Origin of the sequence: Orrella marina, from assembly GCF_003058465.1 — a bacterium.
Lineage (GTDB): Bacteria > Pseudomonadota > Gammaproteobacteria > Burkholderiales > Burkholderiaceae_B > Algicoccus > Algicoccus marinus.
This window is the reverse complement of sequence record NZ_CP028901.1, coordinates 3,244,191-3,260,717: the sequence shown is the minus strand read 5'-3', so window position 1 is coordinate 3,260,717 and position 16,527 is coordinate 3,244,191. Positions and strand designations below refer to the sequence as shown.

The following is a 16,527-nucleotide window of genomic DNA, read 5'->3' as shown; positions in this document are numbered from 1 at the left end:
TCCGCGGATTCCGGTCGAACCGACTGAGAGCGTCTACCCGCCATTGCGCTTGACACCGAAACAATGACTGATATCAGGAAACGTTCCTGTACGCACCTCATCGGCATAGCGTTCGACAGCGCGCTTGACCTGTACGTCCAGATCGGCAAACCGCTTGACGAATCGGGGAACGCGGGTCCCGTTCATGCCAAGCATGTCTTCGGTGACCAGTATCTGACCATCGCAAGAAGCCGATGCACCAATACCGATAGTCGGAATCGCCAGGTCTTTCGTGATTTCAGCGGCAAGTGTGTGTGCTACCCCTTCCAGCACGACCCCAAAGGCCCCGGCTGTCTGGACTGCACGCGCATCAGCCTTGATGATGCTTGCCGTTTCTTCATCCAGTCCCTGTGCCTTGAATCCCCCATGGTGTTGACATGCTGGGGCATCAGCCCCACGTGGGCGAGTACCGGAATGCCGCGTTGCACGAGAAACTCGATCGTGGGTGCCATGACGGCCCCTCCTTCGAGCTTGACCGCATCCGCGCCCCCCTGCGAAAGCAGTATCGCAGCATTGCGAAACGCCTGCTCTGGCGACTCGTGATAGCTGCCGAATGGCATGTCTGCGATCACGCAGACGCGCTGGGTCGCTCTCACAACGGCAGCCGTGTGCGCGGCAACCTGTTCAATCGTGAACGACAGCGTATTGGGCAGGCCGTAGGCCACCATGGCTGTCGAGTCCCCGATCAGGATGAAGTCCAGGTACTCATCCATCAGGGAAGCCATGACGCTGCTATATGCCGTCAGCGCAGCGATCTTTCTATGGCCTTTGAAAGAACGCAACTGAGGGGCGGTAATACGTTTGACGGTGGAATGTACGCTCACTTCTGTTTCCTGCAACGGTGTATGAATCGAGGAAGAATGACCACGCCAGGAGCGGCGTGCTCATTCGGCTGAGGATCCCTTGAAAGCGAGTCCCGCCCTCAAGTGGTCCGGGTACTCGCATCAAGCAGAGTATCCCGGTATGCCATACGCTAGCTCGTCGCTGTACTGCGAGCCGACTTGACAGCCTTTTTCGCGGTGCTCTTGGTGGCTCGCCTGGTCGCACTCTTGGTAGCTTTCTTCGCAGCCTTCCTGGCGGTTTTCTTGGCAACAACTCCGTTCTGCGCCGTGTCTGCCGTACTGCGGGCAGCAGACTTGCTGGCCGTCTTTCCTGCACGAACCGGTCTGGGCTCGAACTCAAACCCGACCTTGCCTTTGGCATCGGTCACGAGAAAGGCCTTGAACTTGCGATTCGTGCGACTGGAAACAAAGCCCTCCAGGAGATCCGTCTTGCCAGTGCTCAAAAGCTTCTGAATCTGTTCCGGCGCAATCTCCTGCTGCAAGATAACCTTTCCAGTCCGGAAGTCGCAGGACTTCTGCGGACCAACGGATTTCTCGCACACATAACTCATCCCATGCTCATAGACATGGCCGTGGCACTTAGGGCATGCTCCAAGCGAAGTCTGCCTAGAGAAATCGACGGGTGTGTCGTCGTCCTCGTCCTTCTGACCAAAATCAAACTCTAGCTTGCAGTCTGCGTCCAGCTTGAGCAATGCCGCAAACGGACGCCCCATTTTGCTGATAAATCCCTGCAGGGGACCGATCTGACGTTCCTTGATCAACGACTCAACCTCAACAGGTTCGAACGTTCGTCCGCCTGGGTGCTTGCCTATCGAGAAGTCACACTGGGTGCAGGCGTATCGCCTGTAGTTCTCCTTGACCACCGCACCGCATTTCGGGCAAGGGGTTGAGAGCGTTACATAATCACCCGGTACGGTGTCCCGGTCGTATTCCTTGGCCCGCTTGACAATGATCTGGGTCATCTGCGCGATCTCGCGCATGAAGTCCTCACGACCAAGCGAACCTTGTTCGATCTGCTTGAGCTTGTGCTCCCATTCCCCCGTGAGTTCGGGTGAGGTGAGTTCTTTGACATCGAGCCCCCTCAGCAGCGTCATCAACTGACGTGCCTTGGAGGTTGGAACGAGATCCCGCCCTTCGCGACGCAAATAGGCTTCGTTGAGCAAGCCTTCAATTATGGCTGCACGCGTTGCCGGCGTGCCAAGACCACGCTCGGACATGGCCTCTCGCAGCTCCTCATCATCCACCAGCTTTCCAGCACCTTCCATCGCTGACAGCAGCGTCGCTTCTGTGTACCTGGGAGGTGGTTTGGTGACAAGCCCAACGGATTCAATGGATTCCGTCTGGACGGTTTCCCCTTCCTCGACTGGCACCAATGTGGCGTCTTCGCCCTGCGCTTCACGGCCATAAACCGCAAGCCATCCCGGAGCCGTCAGCACTTTGCCGTCTGTGCGGAACTGATACGCCGCAACATAGGTGGTTCGAGTGGTAACTCTGTACTCGGCGGCTGGAAAGAAAATCGCCAGAAAACGCTTGAGCACCAGGTCGTAGAGCTTGCGCTCAGCCTCACTGAGATCTTTGGGAATCTGCAGTGTCGGAATGATGGCGAAGTGGTCCGATACCTTCTTGTTGTCGAACACCCTGCGATTAGGTCGAACCCAGCCCTGAGACAGCGCCTTGGCGGCATGGTGGGCGAGACCGGCTGCAACCGTTCCCTCGGCGCCAGAAATCGCCCCAAACGTATCCTTGACCGTCGCGAGGTAGTCTTCCGGAAGGTAACGCGAGTCCGTCCTCGGGTAGGTCAAGGCCTTGTGGCGCTCATACAGCGACTGCGCCAGAGATAGCGTGGCTTTGGCCGAGAACCCGAAACGACTGTTGGCTTCGCGTTGCAACGACGTCAAGTCAAACAGCAATGGAGACAACTGTGAGGTGGGTTTGGATTCTTCCTTCACCTCACCCGTCTGATTCCGACACGCCGCTTCGATGGTGTGAGCGGCAGCTTCGCTCCAGAGACGGGTTTCACGCTTTTCCGGGTCCTGCGGATCTTTCTTGAAATCTGGATCAAACCACTTGCCTTCGTAGAGACCTGCTGCCGCCACAAACGTAGCTTTAACCTCCCAGTAGTCTCTCGACACAAAATCGCGAATCCGGGTCTCACGTTCACTCACAATCGCCAGTGTCGGCGTCTGAACCCGTCCCACTGGCGTCTTGAAGAAGCCACCATCCTTGCTGTTGAACGCGGTCATGGCACGAGTGCCATTGATGCCGACCAGCCAGTCCGCCTCTGCACGCGAACGAGCAGCCTTTTCTAACGGCTTGAGAGCCTCATCAGGGCGTAGATTGGCAAAGGCGTCGCGGATCGCATCACGCGTCATCGACTGCAGCCAGAGACGCTGTACAGGTTTGCTGGTGCCCGCAAACTGCTGGATATACCGAAATATAAGCTCACCCTCGCGCCCGGCATCGCAAGCGTTGATCAGACGATCGACGTCTTTGCGCTTGATCAGCCGCACAAGTAATTTGAGCCTTTCAGCCGACTTTTTGTCGGTCGGATTGAGCTCGAAACTCGGCGGAATCACCGGCAGATGGGTGAAACTCCACTTGCCCTTGACCGGGTCGTTGGGCGCAACAAGGCTGAGCAAGTGTCCTATGCTGGAAGCCAGAACGTACTGCTCGCTCTCAAAATAATCTCCTTCACGGGTGAAACCACCCAGTGCGCGGGAGACGTCCAGAGCCACGGAGGGCTTTTCGGCGATGATAAGTGCTTTGGTCATTCAGATCCTGAAGTCGCTGCTCGCGATACCAGCGGCGATGATACGGGCGCAACTCAGGATGGTGCAAGTCGGGTTTCACGAAACCGCCCTGCCCAGCGCTCAATTGCACCAGAAAAAAACGTCTGCAGATCATCTGCGCCAAATGTTTCAAAACCCAGAGCCATCCACGCCTGTTCAAGCACAACCAGCGGCCTGTCAGTCTGCACAGCCTGAGCACCATTCTGTTTGGACAGTTTCCTGCCCTGTCCATCCATTAAAACCGGAACGTGCATGTACTGCAGCACCGGCAAACCCAGCATACGGCCCAGGAGTATCTGCCTGGCGGTGCTGGAGAGCAAGTCTGAGCCACGTACGACATGTGTGACACCCTGCCAGGCATCGTCGACCACCACTGCGAGCTGATACGCCCACAGCCCGTCTGCACGGCGCAACACAAAATCCCCTACCAGCTTGTCGACCGTCTGCGACTGCGGGCCAAACCAGCGATCCTCAAAGCTGACAACCACCGGATCCACTCGCAGTCGCCACGACTTGGCGGCCCGTCCCGCAGGCAGTCCGGCACGACAACTTCCCGGATAAGGACGCTCCCCATGCGGAAACTTGCCGTGAATCGCAAGAACCGAGTCCGCTATTTCCTTGCGGGTGCATCCACAAGGATAGACCAGTCCATACGCTTGTAACTGCAAGAATGCGCTCTCATAAGCAGCCAGACGGTGCGACTGGTAACAAACCTCGCCGTCCCACCTGAATCCCAGGGCCAGCATTTGCTGCAAGATAAGCTGATCAGCACCCTCCACATTGCGGGGGGTGTCGAGGTCCTCCATTCGTACCAGCCAACGGCCACCAGCGGCCCTGGCGTCCAGATAGCTCGCCAGCGCCGCCACGACTGACCCTGCATGTAGCGGGCCACTCGGGCTGGGTGCAAATCGTCCTGCGTAATCCACGTGCATTCAAGGCGTGTTAGAAGCGTTCAGTGGGTGAGACGATCACCATCGTGACGCAGCAACTCCTCAAGAATCAGGCGGTCAACCTCGGCCTCCTGGCTCCACAGCACCATCAGCGCAATGATCTTGATCGTCTCGAGCGCAACCGGAGACTCGGAGCAGGCCAGCGCCCGCTCGATCACGATTTCTCGCACCGGAGCATGCAGCACACCACTGTTTTCCAGAAAAGTGATGAATCCAATCGCTTCAACACCAAGCTGCTGCTGCTCGGCGTGAGCGTAATAGCGCAACCCGTCCGTATCACGATTGGCCAGTTCAACACAATCTTCTGTCGCCTCTGCCAACCCCATCAACCACCCGAGTGCCTCGTCTATGTCCTCATGCTCGAAGCCGGCTGCAGCCAGCCTTTTGGCCAGCACATCGGCAGATGGACAGGCCTCGGGGTGTAGTAGTTGTGGAACAGATAAACCAGAACATCAAACATCACCAGCTCCCCCTTTTCAGTTCAACAGCATGAGATATTCCTCGCTGCAACGCGTTCAACTGTACGCTCAAATTGGACTTCAAACAAACGAGCCCCCTCGAGAGCGCGCACAAATCCGCGTCGACACATCAGGCTGCGCGTGATCATCTCTAAGCGATGTGCCCGAACCGGCGCTCCTGCGGGTAAGGCAGGCAATCCACCACATGACCATGCAGCGACCGTTGTCTGCTTCGCTGCCACCATTCTGCAGTTAAAAGATCAGCGTGATACTTCATGAAAAAGCCACGAATCTCCGGCTGGCCAAGCAGAAATGTCGAAAACTCTTCCGGAAACACATCATTAGACCCGACCGAGTACCAAGGCTCAGCTGCCATCTCTGCCTCTTCGTTTGGGGCAGGCGGGATGTTGCGAAAGTTCATCTCCGTCATGCGCTGAATCTCGTCGTAGTCATAGAAGACCACCCGCCCGAAACGCGTGACACCAAAGTTCTTGTACAGCATGTCCCCCGGGAAAATATTGGCTTCGGCAAGTTCCTTGATCGCCTGACCGTAATCTCTGACAGCCTGCTCCCTGAAGTGGGCCGGGGCGTTCACGAGATAAAGATTGAGCGGTGTCATCCTTCGTTCGATGTACAGGTGGCGGAATACAACGCTGTCGGCCTGCACATCAACCTGATCCGCGGCGACCCTCTGTAGCTCTTCGATCAGCGCCTGCGAGAACCTCTCTCTTGGCAGGGCAACCAGCGAGTACTCCCATGTATCAGCCATACGCCCGACACGATCGTGGAGTTTGACCATCTGGTACTTCTCGCGCACCGTTTCACGCGTCATGCCATCTTTGCTGATACGGTCCTTGATGAGCTTGAACACATAAGGGTAAGAGCTGAGCGTAAAAACCGACATGACCATCCCGGGGATGCCAGGTGCAAGGTCAAACTGGTCGTGCGAATGCCCTAAGTGATGCAGAAAATCCCTGTAAAACAGGGTCTTGCCCTGCTTTTGAAGACCGATAATGGTGTAGAGCTCGGCTTTGGGCTTGCGAGGCATAAGCGTGGACAGAAACTGGACGTAGGCGGCCGGCACCTCCATGTCCACCAGAAAGTAGGCCCGCGTGAAACTGAAGAGCGTGCTCAGGTCAATTTCCTCGGTCAACAAGGCATCAATGCGCACCTGCCCCGCGGGATTCTTGATCAGAGCAATGGCGAACGGATAAATATTCCCCTGGTTGATCAGCCGGCCTATCACGAACGCTGCCTTATTCCGAAAGAAAAGACTTCCCAGGACGTGCAGCTGGCAATCCGGAGCCAGCCGGTGGCCACTGCTGCGCGGCACGGTTCTGGCCAGCCTGCGACACCCTTCCCTGGCCAGCACCCGGGCATCCCGTGGCAGGTCTTCAAAGCCACAGGCCAGGCCGAAGTCAGCCATCACCTTTCTCAAGGTGCGCTTCAAACCTTCTGTGGTCGGATAGTAAACACGATAGACAGGTCGTTCGCTGTCCAGATACTCCGATGCAATGGCAGGGCGTACAAACAGAAAATCGTTATTGAAATAGTTGCGATGCAGAACTCTGGACGAAACGGAATTGAAGAACGTTTCTGCACACTCTGGCTGACGATGAGCACCGAGCAGACCGACAAACGCCTGCTTGATAGATTGCCAGAGTCGCGTCTGCTCATCAGAAAGCGTCTGGCGACTCGACGGTTCTCGAGAAGCATCCTGGCTCATGGTGGCCAGAATCGGATTCAGGCGCGCGGCACATTCGCGCACTCGCATGTCGTAATACTCGATCCGCTCCTTGGAGAGCTGCTGGATACCATGCCAGTCCCCGGCCTCGAACAGCGACTTCGCGCGCTGCGCACCATAACGAAACAGGGCGTAATGCCGATTGAAGCCTTCCAGAATGATCCCGGCCAGCTTGTCCGGTTTCGGGTCAGGACGCCTTCTCTCGATCTTGACGATATCCGCTGTATCAACCATTCGCTATCACTTGTTGTCTGATGTCCAAACTTTGGCGCAGTGCAACGCGCCCGTATATGATGCACAGAGAATAATGCAAATCTTTGGAGAGAAGACCGACATGAATCCTTTGGAACACAAGCTGACATACCCGCTGGACAAACAGCTGCCTGAGCCTGGTCGCAGCCTTGAGCTCGCACCGGGTGTGCGCTGGATCAAGATGCCCCTGCCGTTCGCACTGGATCACATCAATCTCTGGTTGCTCAGGGACAACATTGATGGACAGGATGGCTGGACGATCGTCGACTGCGGAGTCACGCGCGACGAAATCAAGGAGCAATGGGAGCAGGTGTTCGTCAACGAACTCGACGGTCTGCCGGTTTTGCGAGTCATCGTGACGCACATGCACCCTGACCATATTGGTCTGGCCCACTGGTTGTGCGAACGGTGGAACGTCCCGCTGTGGATCAGCATGACCGATTATGTCACGGCCTGTTACTGGACCACCAGCACCGGCGGTTCGTCCAACGGCGGCCAGGCGACCGTGGACCACTTCTCGAAACATGGTTTGCGCGTCCCGGAGACCCTTGAAGAAATTCGTGCTCGCAAGTCCTACTATGTCGGTCTGGTGCCTCGTGTGCCCGCCAAGTTTGTCCGCATCATGGATGGACACCAGATCGACATCGGTGGCCACAAGTGGGAAGCCATCGTCGGATACGGTCACTCGCCCGAACATATGTCACTTTTCTGTGCAGACAAGAAAGTACTGATTTCGGGCGACATGGTCCTGCCACGCATTTCGACTAACGTAAGCGTCCCGAATTACGAGCCAGAAGCCAATCCATTGCAGCTGTATCTGAGCTCGCTCGACCGCTACCAGCCTTTGCCTGAGGACACGCTCGTGCTGCCCTCACACGGCCGACCGTTCAAAGGACTGCACGAGCGCATCGCGCAGCAGCATCAGCACCACCAGGAGCGGTTTGACGAGGTCCTCACGGCCTGCGTGACGCCACTGTCGGCCTTTGAAATTCTGCCAATCATGTTCAAACGCAAGCTCGACACCCACCAGACCACCTTTGCAATGGGTGAAGCCATCGCCCACCTGAATGCACTCTACTTCCGCGGAAAACTTAGTCGTACACTAAGCGATGATGGAATCTACCTTTTCAAGACGCTATGACTAAACATCATCTGAACACCCGGCTTCTGCACACCGACAGCGCTGACTTTGACCCCGAATCCGGCATCGCACCGGTGAGTCTGCCTGCCATCCGGACCAGTACGGTCCGGTTCCGGGATCTGGATGTGCTGGACCAGACGATGGCACGCAAGAACAAGGGTGAGAAGGTGGTCAGTTATGGCATTGCCGGGCTTGACACCCACCGGGCCCTCGAGAATGTCATCAACACGCTAGAGGGTGGAAGCTACTGCGTGCTCAACCCATCTGGGCTCGCTTCCATTCATCTGGCTTTCATGAGTGTGCTCAAGAGCGGCGATCATGTCCTGGTCTCGGACAACGTATACGGGCCTGTCCGGGTCATGCATGAAACGCTGCTCAAAAGGCTGAATATCGAGCTCACGTACTTCTCGGCAGAGCACCCCGATCCCGCATCACTGATCCAACCCAACACCCGGATGATGTACGTGGAATCACCGGGGTCGTTGCTCATGGAAATGCTGGACCTGCCCAGACTTGCCGGCATTGCCAGAGAACATGACATCGTTCTGGCAATCGACAACACCTGGGGAGCCGGCATGCTCTACCAACCGCTTGCTCTGGGTGCAGATATCTCGGTTATCGCCGGGACCAAATACATCAACGGGCACTCGGACGTCATGCTGGGTGCTGTCGTCACCAATCGTGACGACCTGGCCCGCCAGATTCACGCAACCCAGTATGCCGTCGGCAACAGTGTCAGTGCCGATGATGTCTGGCTGGCGCTACGCGGCGTCAAGACCATGGCGGTCAGACTCGAGCATCACGCCCGTAGCGCCTTGCAGGTATGCGAGTTTCTGGATAGCCATCCACTGGTGAGCAGGATCTATTTCCCTGCGTGGGAGAAAGACCCGGGTCACGCACTCTGGAAACGGGATTGTCTCGGTTCAAACGGTCTGCTGAGCGTATCACTCAACTGCAGCCCGGACGCTGCCAAGGCGTTTGTCAACGCGCTCGAGCTGTTCGGAATCGGTTTTTCCTGGGGTGGATTCGAGAGTCTGGTGCAATGGGTCAGTCCAGGTGCACTGGAACCCCACAGCTACTGGAAAGAACCGGGCAAAGCCCTGGTACGACTTCACATCGGTCTGGAGAAGGTTGAGGATTTGATCCAGGACCTGAATCAGGCCCTGGATCAAATCTCAGCGAGCTGATCAGGAACCGGCTCGCTCGATCAGCTCGCTGGCGACTTCAAGCGTCTGCTGGTAACCGCCAGCTTCTGTCGGGGAGGTCACGAATCGGCCATCGACAGCAATGGACGGTGTACCTCGGATAACATAACCCTCGACTAACTGGTCAGCACGGGTCATCTTGGAAGCAACTCCAAAAGAATCCATGGTGGCCAGAAAGGCCGAGCGATCAAGCCCCTGGCTCGCTGCCCAGTCAACAATCGCTTCCTTGGTGAAAATGCGTTTGCCATCGGAATGGATCGCATTGAAGACCTCCGGGTGGAGATCTTCACGCCCAAGCGCCTGAAGCGTGTAGAAAAGCTGCTGCAGTGGCTTCATGCCGGCATTGAAAGCCACCGGGACTGAACTGAACGTCACATCCGAAGGCAGGTCTTTCTTCCACTCTGCCACCATGGGCTCGAGTACCGCACAGTGCGGGCAACCGTAAGAAAAGAACTCCAGCACTTCAATCTTGCCGGGCTCGGTTGGCTGTGGCGGGTTCACGTTGACGTAGGTTTCCTGAGCAAATGCTACCGATCCTGACACCGCAAAAATGGCGGCCGCAAACAATTTGACAATCGACTTCAACTTGAAACTCCTTGAAGATAAATCTGGAGGGAGACCGGACATTCCATCAGAAACGTCCGGTTGCAGACAATGGCTAATCGCACGGATCAACCCATCACTGACGGACCACGTTGGACTGAATACTCTCTTGAGACAGCCGGGATCGCGCTTTGTTCATTTCGTCTAACTGAGAAAACGGACCTACCCTGACACGGTTGACCAGCACACCGTTTACGTCAGCGCGCTGAATCTGCACTGGCAAACCAATCAACAGCATCTGCGCCTGCAACGCTTCGGCGTCCTCCAGTACGCGAAACGCCCCCACTTGAAGGTAGTACGAGCGGCCATCCTGAGCCGGTTTGCTCGGACTCGGGGTCGTCCTGGGCACCTCTGGCAATGGCGGTGGACGCTTGCCTGGTTCGACCGGCAAGGTAGCAATCAGTTCACCGAGCTCATCCTTGGGTTTTGGCGCGGGCGCAACCTGACCGCTCGCGCCCGAACTACCTGACTCCGAACCTCCGAACAAACCCTTGTTGGGGTCCGGTGCTGTGCGCGGGTCAAAATTGGCAACCGGATCCTCCCGGCTGGCCTTGTCGATAAACGGCATCGGTGACGACATGACGAAGTACGCCACAGCCGCGGCAGCGGCCAGACCACCAATTAATCCGACGAGGATCCCGTAGAAGGTGCTACCACCTCTTTTCTGGGTTGTGCGTTTCTGTCTAGCCATAAGGAATATGTTACATCCGTTCAGGAGCCGACACGCCTAGCAGCGCCAGCCCGTTTGCGAGCACCTGGCGGGTAGCATCAGCCAGTCTCAAACGCGCATGCCTGATCGCAATATCATCGACCAGCACCCGCTCTGCGTTATACCACCCATGGAAGTCCGACGCGCAATCGCGCAGCCAGAATGCGATCAGATGGGGCGACAGATCCTGGGTAGCCTGTCTGACTACGGCAGGGAACTCCGCCAGACGCTTCATCAGTGTCTGCTCGGTCGCAGACGTCAGAACAGAAGCGTCTGCCTTCTGGACCTCGGAAAGTGGCACCCCGCTTTGCAGAAGAATCGAGCAGATCCGGGCATGCGCATATTGCACGTAATAGACCGGATTCTCCTCTGTCTGCGAGCGGGCCAGATCGACGTCAAACACGAACTCCGTGTCAGCGCGGCGCTGAATCAGAAAAAAACGCACAGCGTCGCGCCCTACCCAGTCGATCAACTCGCGCAGCGTCACGTAACTGCCCGCACGCTTGGAGATCTTGACCTCCTCGTTGTCACGCACAACCTTGACCATTTTGTGCAGGATGTACTCGGGGAAATCCTTGGGGATTCCCATGTCCAGACCTTGCAGACCAGCTCGGACCCGCGCCACGGTTCCGTGATGGTCGCTACCCTGGATGTTGATCGCCTTTCTGAAGCCCCGCACCCATTTGGAGACGTGATACGCGACATCCGGCACGAAGTAGGTATACCCCCCTTCGCGCTTGCGCATCACCCGGTCCTTGTCGTCACCCGTACCCAGTTCAGTGGTGCGCAGCCAAAGCGCACCATCCTGCTCATAAGTGTGTTCATTCTCGACCAGGCGATGCACGACTGCCTGTACCCGACCAGTCTCGTACAAAGAACTCTCAAGGTAATAGTTGTCAAACACCAGACCAAAGGCCTTGAGATCCAGGTCTTGCTCGTGCCGCAGATACGCCACGGCAAACCGCCTGATGGCCTCCAGATCACCGGCATCTCCCGCCGCCTGGACTGGTTCGCCATCGCTTGCCTGTACGGTCTTGCGGGCGAGGTAATCGTTCGCGATTTCCAGAATGTAGTCGCCACGATAGCCATCGGCCGGGTACGCCGGATCAGATGGTTCGATTCCATTGGCACGCGCCTGGACACTGATGGCGAGATTGTCGATCTGATTGCCCGCGTCGTTGTAGTAGAACTCGCGCGTAACCTCATAACCGCTGGCCGTGTAGAGTCGACACAAGGCATCGCCCAATGCTGCCTGCCTGGCATGCCCCACATGCAAGGGTCCGGTCGGATTGGCCGACACAAACTCGACCATCACTTTCTCGTTACGCGACTCGGCGTACCCGTAACGGTCAGCTTCCGAGTCAACTGTGTCGAGTACTGCCACCACTGCAGAGTTCGACAGACGCAGGTTGATGAACCCCGGACCAGCAATCTCTGCGCTGTCGATCAGCGGGCTCACAAGGGAGTCATGCTCGAGCCTTTCAATGATTGTCTGGGCCAGATCGCGTGGACGCAACCCGGCTTTCTTTGCGAGCTGCATCGCCACATTAGTCGCCACATCACCGTGTGCAGCCACTTTAGGGCGCTCCAGCAAAATGGTGGGCTCTGCATCAGGCAAAAGCTCCTGGACAATGCGTTTGAGGCTGTCGGTGAGAATAATTGCGTGCTCGGGCAGCATAGTCAGACCATGTAATAGTAAAGTATTGAATGATAACTTGATTCATTGAGATACATTGTTGATGAATCAAGAGGCACTCAGCCTCAGTGTCCAGTTCTAGCGGGAGAAAATTAGCGATGTTGGTCACCTTCAGCAGTAAAGCCGATATGGACGTCATGATGATGGAAAAGGACGCCCGGCAGGTCCTGACTGCCGCCGGCAAGATCACCGGACCAGAGATCCCGGAAAGAGGGGTTTTCACAGTCGAACAGATTGATGAAGCACTGCATAGCCTGCAACTGGCCATCGGTCAGGAATCCGCCTCGATGGACAGGCACCCGGATGATCAGGATGAAGACGAGGATGATCGCAAACCCAAAACAAAAGAAGTCGTCCTGCTCGCCCAACGCGCATCGCCACTCATGCAGATGATGCGCAAGTCCAAGCAGGCCAACGCACCGGTCATGTGGGAAACCGGATCAGGCTGGTAATCCCCAAAAGCACGCCAGCCGGAATACGTACTGGCAGAAGTCGGGTCTGACTTCTGTCGCTGTAGCCGGCAGCGCACTGGCCTGGGAAGCAGGTCCTGCAACCTACTCTTCAAACAACGTATAGCGGTTTCTGCCCTGCTCCTTGGACCGATACAGGGCGACATCAGCCTGGCGCATCAGCTGTTCGCCGTTCATGGGTTGCACAGGATCAAAGAAGGTCACCCCCATGCTGGCACTGACCTGCACCACACCCTGATCAAGGACAACCGGCTCACGCACACAAGCGATCACTCGCTCAAATGGAGTGTCGCCCTGAACATTCCACAGTATCAGGGTGAACTCGTCTCCACCAAGCCGCGCAACCGTATCCTCGGCACGCACCGTTGCCTTGAGCCTGTTTGACACCTCGACCAGCAGACGGTCACCAGCATCATGTCCGTAGCGATCGTTGACAGGCTTGAAGTCATCCAGATCCAGCATGGCCAGTGCCAGGCTTTCCCCTGTTCGTCTGGCATGGGCAACGGCCTGATCGAGGCGGTCAGCGAGCAATCGCCGATTCGGCAGGCCCGTCAGCGCATCATAATGCGCGAGTCTGTCCAGCTCGTCCTGCTTGGAACGCATCTCGCTGATGTCCTTGGCCACCAGCACGAAATGGGTAATGTCATCGCTCTCTCCCCTCACGGGCGAAATAGAGAGCAGGACGGGAAGCGGCTCGCCCGTTGCCGTCATCCAGACTGTGTCGCGTCGGTCGACACGAACAGCGGCCTCATTGGCGGGAAACGAGACTGGATCCAGACAGTTCAGCCCATTTTGCGCAATCGTGGCAAAGTCGTACCCCGTCATCCGTATAAATGCCGGGTTCACCTGTTGTACGGACCCATCCTTGTCGAAAATGACCACAGCATCACTGGTGAACTGTACGACCTGCCCTGCCAGTCGCAACGCCTGGCGATTGTGCTGCAACTCAGTGATGTCGATGATCACCCCGTGCCAGAGAACACTGCCATCATCCTGCAGCGTCGGAGTGGAGCTACCCTCGACCCAGATTTCACCTCGTTGCGGATGCAGCACACGATACGTGGCATGCCAGACACTCATCTGTCTGGCTGAATCCTGGATGCTTCGCCTGACAACGTCCAGATCGTCCGGATGGATCACCTGGAACACTGAGCTCGCATCGTCCTGAACCTGACTCTGCGAACAACGATAGATTGCCTGGATCCGGGTGGACACCAACGGAAAGTGAGACGTACCATCCGGGCGCAAACGGAACTGAAAGAGAACACCAGGCACATTGTCTGCCAGATCCTGGAAACGCTGGTTCAGCGAGTCGGTCAGCCTCTTTGAAGCCCGAAGTTTACGTTGCAACAACAACAGAACCAGGCCGGCGCCGACCAGAAAAGTGAACAGCAGCATCCCCAGAAAAAACACCGGTCTGTTCTGACCAACAAACTCGACCCAGCTGACCTCAGGTGCGGTCTCAAACGGTGGCACGCGTAAAGCCACCATAGCCTCCTCAACCGGACGATAATCCTTCGGAATGGTAAAACCGTATATGCCAGCAGCACGGGCGGCCGGGTCAGACGAATCCAGCGACAGCAGGGCCGAAGCCAGGCGCCTGGCGACATCCTGATCAAGCTGGGGCATGGCCACAACGGCCCACTCTGGATAGAGCGGCGTCGTGATCGCAAACGGGAATCCGTCGTAGTGAGCGGGTTCGACCACCTCGAGTTCATCCGCCTGAGGACTGCCCGCTGACCGGAGACTCTCGAGAATGCCGGAGCGCACAAATCCGGCATCAACATCGCCTTGCACAACCGCCCGGACAATCTTGTCGTGTGGACTGCCAAGCTCGACGAACCGGATATCTCCCAGACTCATACCGCGCTTTTTAAGCAACATGGCCTGCGTGATGAAACCACCCAGGTATTCTCGACCTGGAATCGCAACCTGTTTGCCCGCAAGGTCTTCCAGTCTGGCAATGTCGGATCGGTCTTTGCGACGAATGACCACCCCGCCAAGCTCGGATACCGGCTGTGCGTTCTCGACCGTCACCTGCGTCGCAATCGCACCGGACAGGTGATTCTCTGCCCGCAGGCGGATTTAATGCGTCGGATTGGTAAAGACGAGATCGAGCTCACCATTGCGAATCGCCAGGGCCAGTTCTTCCTGATTCAGTACGCGCAGGTCAACTTGATGATCACCCAGTGCGTTCTCCAGAAACTGTGCAACCGGCTCCCACAGCCTTTGCATCTGTTCAGCGGGACGATAGGCGAACACGCCAAGGGTCAGCGACCTGGCGTCTTCAGCACGAGCCTGACCGAAACAAGACAGGAACAGAACTGTCAATATCAACCAGAACACGCATGCACGCAGCCTCCCGGCAGTCATCATGGCAAACACTCGATAGCAATATACCTAGCAGAGATGAGTCCTGACCGAGTGTATACGCAGATTCGAATACGTGCTGAACGACCTGATCGACATGGCCTGCATCACCCCCTGCGCCAGTCAGCGTGAGGCTGTGACCAGGGGGTACCAGAACCAGGGTCTGTCCGACCACTGCCACATCGATCCGGCATAATGTCGCACATCGTAACCATAGTGACTCAGGACGCCCGCCACCCAGGCAGACCGAAAGCCGCCAGACCCATACACCACGATCATGGGACTCTCCTGGGCAGAAGATGCGTCCAGAGCGCCGGCCCGCACAAGTATGTTGTGCACCTCGCTGGCAGATCTGAGCGTACCTTCCTCGCTCAGAAATGCCTTGAACCAGACATTGACCGCACCGGGCAGGTGACCACCTCTGGACTCTCCATAGGGCGTCGCACCAGCATATTCACGCGGCTCACGCACATCGAGAAACACGATGTCCTCGTGATCCAGCAGTTCACGCACCTGGCTGGTCGACACCTCGGCCACATCTTGAGCGGGTTGCGCCGCCTTCTGAGCAGGCAACTGATGAGATGTCTGATGCGCCATGCCATCAACAAGGGTAGAGGACTTACCGAGCGCCCGGGCTTTTTCCAGTGCTGCATGGCCACCATCAACCATGAACACTTGTCGATACCCCCACTGTCGCAAGGTCCAGACAACCCGACCGTCCTCGCCCCAGCCCTCTGCCCAGTCACCCAGCACGATCACAGGACGCTCACTTGTCACAGCCATTTCATGCAGGATCCCGGCTCCTTCTTGCGCTGGCAAAGGAACCCCCCGATCCTGAAACGCCTTGTACGAGAAGTCCTGCCAATGCACTGGCAGTGCGTTCAACGAGGCAGGCCAGATTTTTCTGGCCGCCAGGGTGCGAGCGTCCAGCAAGGTTGCACCCGCCGCAATCATCCCCAGTGCGTCATGCGGGCCGATAACCCACTGACTTTCTGGCGCCAGATCTGGGTCATCCTGTCCTTGTGGTGCGGCTGGACTGAAGGCGGCTTGCGAGCTCCCCGTTGCATAAGCCGATCCCTGATACGTGACCCACTGTGTCGCGAGGATGATCAGCAACAAGGTCGCGACTGTCCAGACCGGACGATGGACTTTTTTCATGGAGAGCATTGCTGGATAGGTGGACTGTGCCATGACATCGGAACCTGTTTGCATTCAACCAGTCCAGCTTATTCACACCCAGCCAGAAAAGAAAATACTGA

At 56.9% G+C, this 16,527-nt stretch carries 11 protein-coding genes and 3 pseudogenes; 3 read left to right on the top strand and 11 right to left on the bottom strand.

All coding sequences use genetic code 11. The features are described from left to right. Window positions 1-33 precede the first annotated feature (33 nt). The 5 genes and pseudogenes from panB to aceK all read right to left on the bottom strand — a co-directional run bounded on the left by panB (window position 34) and on the right by aceK (window position 7,056). Window positions 34-863 (bottom strand): annotated as a pseudogene (panB, locus tag DBV39_RS14875) (3-methyl-2-oxobutanoate hydroxymethyltransferase). 149 nt (window positions 864-1,012) lie between these two features. Beyond that, window positions 1,013-3,652: a DNA topoisomerase III gene (locus DBV39_RS14870; RefSeq protein ID WP_108622203.1), complete on the bottom strand. Its 2,640-nt coding sequence runs from the start codon at window positions 3,650-3,652 to the stop codon at window positions 1,013-1,015. Window positions 3,653-3,705: 53 nt separating this feature from the next. Further along, window positions 3,706-4,602 (bottom strand): tRNA glutamyl-Q(34) synthetase GluQRS, encoded by an 897-nt coding sequence (gene gluQRS, locus DBV39_RS14865; protein ID WP_193853033.1) that lies wholly within the window; start codon window positions 4,600-4,602, stop codon window positions 3,706-3,708. A 20-nt stretch (window positions 4,603-4,622) separates the two neighbouring features. Beyond that, a pseudogene (locus tag DBV39_RS14860) lies at window positions 4,623-5,080 on the bottom strand (DUF494 family protein). A 149-nt stretch (window positions 5,081-5,229) separates the two neighbouring features. Then, entirely contained in the window at window positions 5,230-7,056 is a 1,827-nt protein-coding gene (gene aceK, locus DBV39_RS14855; RefSeq protein ID WP_108622202.1) for a bifunctional isocitrate dehydrogenase kinase/phosphatase, read from the bottom strand. 100 nt (window positions 7,057-7,156) lie between these two features. Here aceK and DBV39_RS14850 point away from each other — a divergent pair, with 100 nt between their 5' ends. After that, window positions 7,157-8,215: an MBL fold metallo-hydrolase gene (locus DBV39_RS14850; RefSeq protein ID WP_108623302.1), complete on the top strand. Its 1,059-nt coding sequence runs from the start codon at window positions 7,157-7,159 to the stop codon at window positions 8,213-8,215. Beyond that, on the top strand, window positions 8,212-9,402 hold the full coding sequence (metC, locus tag DBV39_RS14845) for a cystathionine beta-lyase (RefSeq protein ID WP_108622201.1): 1,191 nt from the start codon (window positions 8,212-8,214) through the stop codon (window positions 9,400-9,402). Before DBV39_RS14850 ends, metC begins: the two co-directional genes overlap by 4 nt. Here the strand turns inward: metC and DBV39_RS14840 are convergent, their stop codons facing one another. Genes DBV39_RS14840 through argS form a run of 3 tightly spaced genes read right to left on the bottom strand, consistent with a single transcriptional unit; the run spans window position 9,403 to window position 12,410 of the window. Further along, a complete protein-coding gene (locus DBV39_RS14840) occupies window positions 9,403-10,047 on the bottom strand; it encodes a thiol:disulfide interchange protein DsbA/DsbL (RefSeq protein ID WP_108622200.1) in 645 nt (214 codons plus the stop codon). A 52-nt stretch (window positions 10,048-10,099) separates the two neighbouring features. Beyond that, the gene (locus DBV39_RS14835; RefSeq protein ID WP_108622199.1) at window positions 10,100-10,714 is read right to left on the bottom strand and encodes an SPOR domain-containing protein; all 615 of its coding nucleotides are present in this window, start codon (window positions 10,712-10,714) and stop codon (window positions 10,100-10,102) included. A 10-nt stretch (window positions 10,715-10,724) separates the two neighbouring features. Next, the gene (argS, locus tag DBV39_RS14830; RefSeq protein ID WP_108622198.1) at window positions 10,725-12,410 is read right to left on the bottom strand and encodes an arginine--tRNA ligase; all 1,686 of its coding nucleotides are present in this window, start codon (window positions 12,408-12,410) and stop codon (window positions 10,725-10,727) included. A gap of 116 nt (window positions 12,411-12,526) precedes the next feature. Between argS and DBV39_RS14825 the strand changes: the two genes are divergently transcribed. Then, the gene (locus DBV39_RS14825) at window positions 12,527-12,880 is read left to right on the top strand and encodes a DUF1840 domain-containing protein (RefSeq protein ID WP_108622197.1); all 354 of its coding nucleotides are present in this window, start codon (window positions 12,527-12,529) and stop codon (window positions 12,878-12,880) included. 102 nt (window positions 12,881-12,982) lie between these two features. On the opposite strand, the gene DBV39_RS20670 is transcribed toward DBV39_RS14825, so the two are convergent. The 3 genes and pseudogenes from DBV39_RS20670 to DBV39_RS14810 all read right to left on the bottom strand — a co-directional run bounded on the left by DBV39_RS20670 (window position 12,983) and on the right by DBV39_RS14810 (window position 16,480). Next, window positions 12,983-14,296, bottom strand: coding sequence for a diguanylate cyclase domain-containing protein (locus DBV39_RS20670; RefSeq protein ID WP_407669295.1), 1,314 nt, complete (start codon window positions 14,294-14,296; stop codon window positions 12,983-12,985). Window positions 14,297-14,479: 183 nt separating this feature from the next. Then, window positions 14,480-15,133, bottom strand: a pseudogene (locus DBV39_RS20665) (phosphate/phosphite/phosphonate ABC transporter substrate-binding protein); the annotation flags it as partial. Window positions 15,134-15,391: 258 nt separating this feature from the next. Then, window positions 15,392-16,480, bottom strand: a complete 1,089-nt coding sequence (locus DBV39_RS14810) for a sulfurtransferase (protein WP_108622194.1) — start codon at window positions 16,478-16,480, stop codon at window positions 15,392-15,394. Window positions 16,481-16,527 lie beyond the last annotated feature (47 nt).

Excerpts from the sequence above, each read along its gene's own strand:
- DBV39_RS20670 (WP_407669295.1), bottom strand. The coding sequence starts at position 14,296 with ATGCTGCTGTTCACTTTTCTGGTCGGCGCCGGCCTGGTTCTGTTGTTG.
- DBV39_RS14825 (WP_108622197.1), top strand. The coding sequence starts at position 12,527 with ATGTTGGTCACCTTCAGCAGTAAAGCCGATATGGACGTCATGATGATG.
- argS (WP_108622198.1), bottom strand. The coding sequence starts at position 12,410 with ATGCTGCCCGAGCACGCAATTATTCTCACCGACAGCCTCAAACGCATT.
- aceK (WP_108622202.1), bottom strand. The coding sequence starts at position 7,056 with ATGGTTGATACAGCGGATATCGTCAAGATCGAGAGAAGGCGTCCTGAC.
- DBV39_RS14850 (WP_108623302.1), top strand. The coding sequence starts at position 7,157 with ATGAATCCTTTGGAACACAAGCTGACATACCCGCTGGACAAACAGCTG.
- DBV39_RS14835 (WP_108622199.1), bottom strand. The coding sequence starts at position 10,714 with ATGGCTAGACAGAAACGCACAACCCAGAAAAGAGGTGGTAGCACCTTC.
- DBV39_RS14810 (WP_108622194.1), bottom strand. The coding sequence starts at position 16,480 with ATGCAAACAGGTTCCGATGTCATGGCACAGTCCACCTATCCAGCAATG.
- metC (WP_108622201.1), top strand. The coding sequence starts at position 8,212 with ATGACTAAACATCATCTGAACACCCGGCTTCTGCACACCGACAGCGCT.
- DBV39_RS14870 (WP_108622203.1), bottom strand. The coding sequence starts at position 3,652 with ATGACCAAAGCACTTATCATCGCCGAAAAGCCCTCCGTGGCTCTGGAC.
- DBV39_RS14840 (WP_108622200.1), bottom strand. The coding sequence starts at position 10,047 with ATGTCCGGTCTCCCTCCAGATTTATCTTCAAGGAGTTTCAAGTTGAAG.
- gluQRS (WP_193853033.1), bottom strand. The coding sequence starts at position 4,602 with ATGCACGTGGATTACGCAGGACGATTTGCACCCAGCCCGAGTGGCCCG.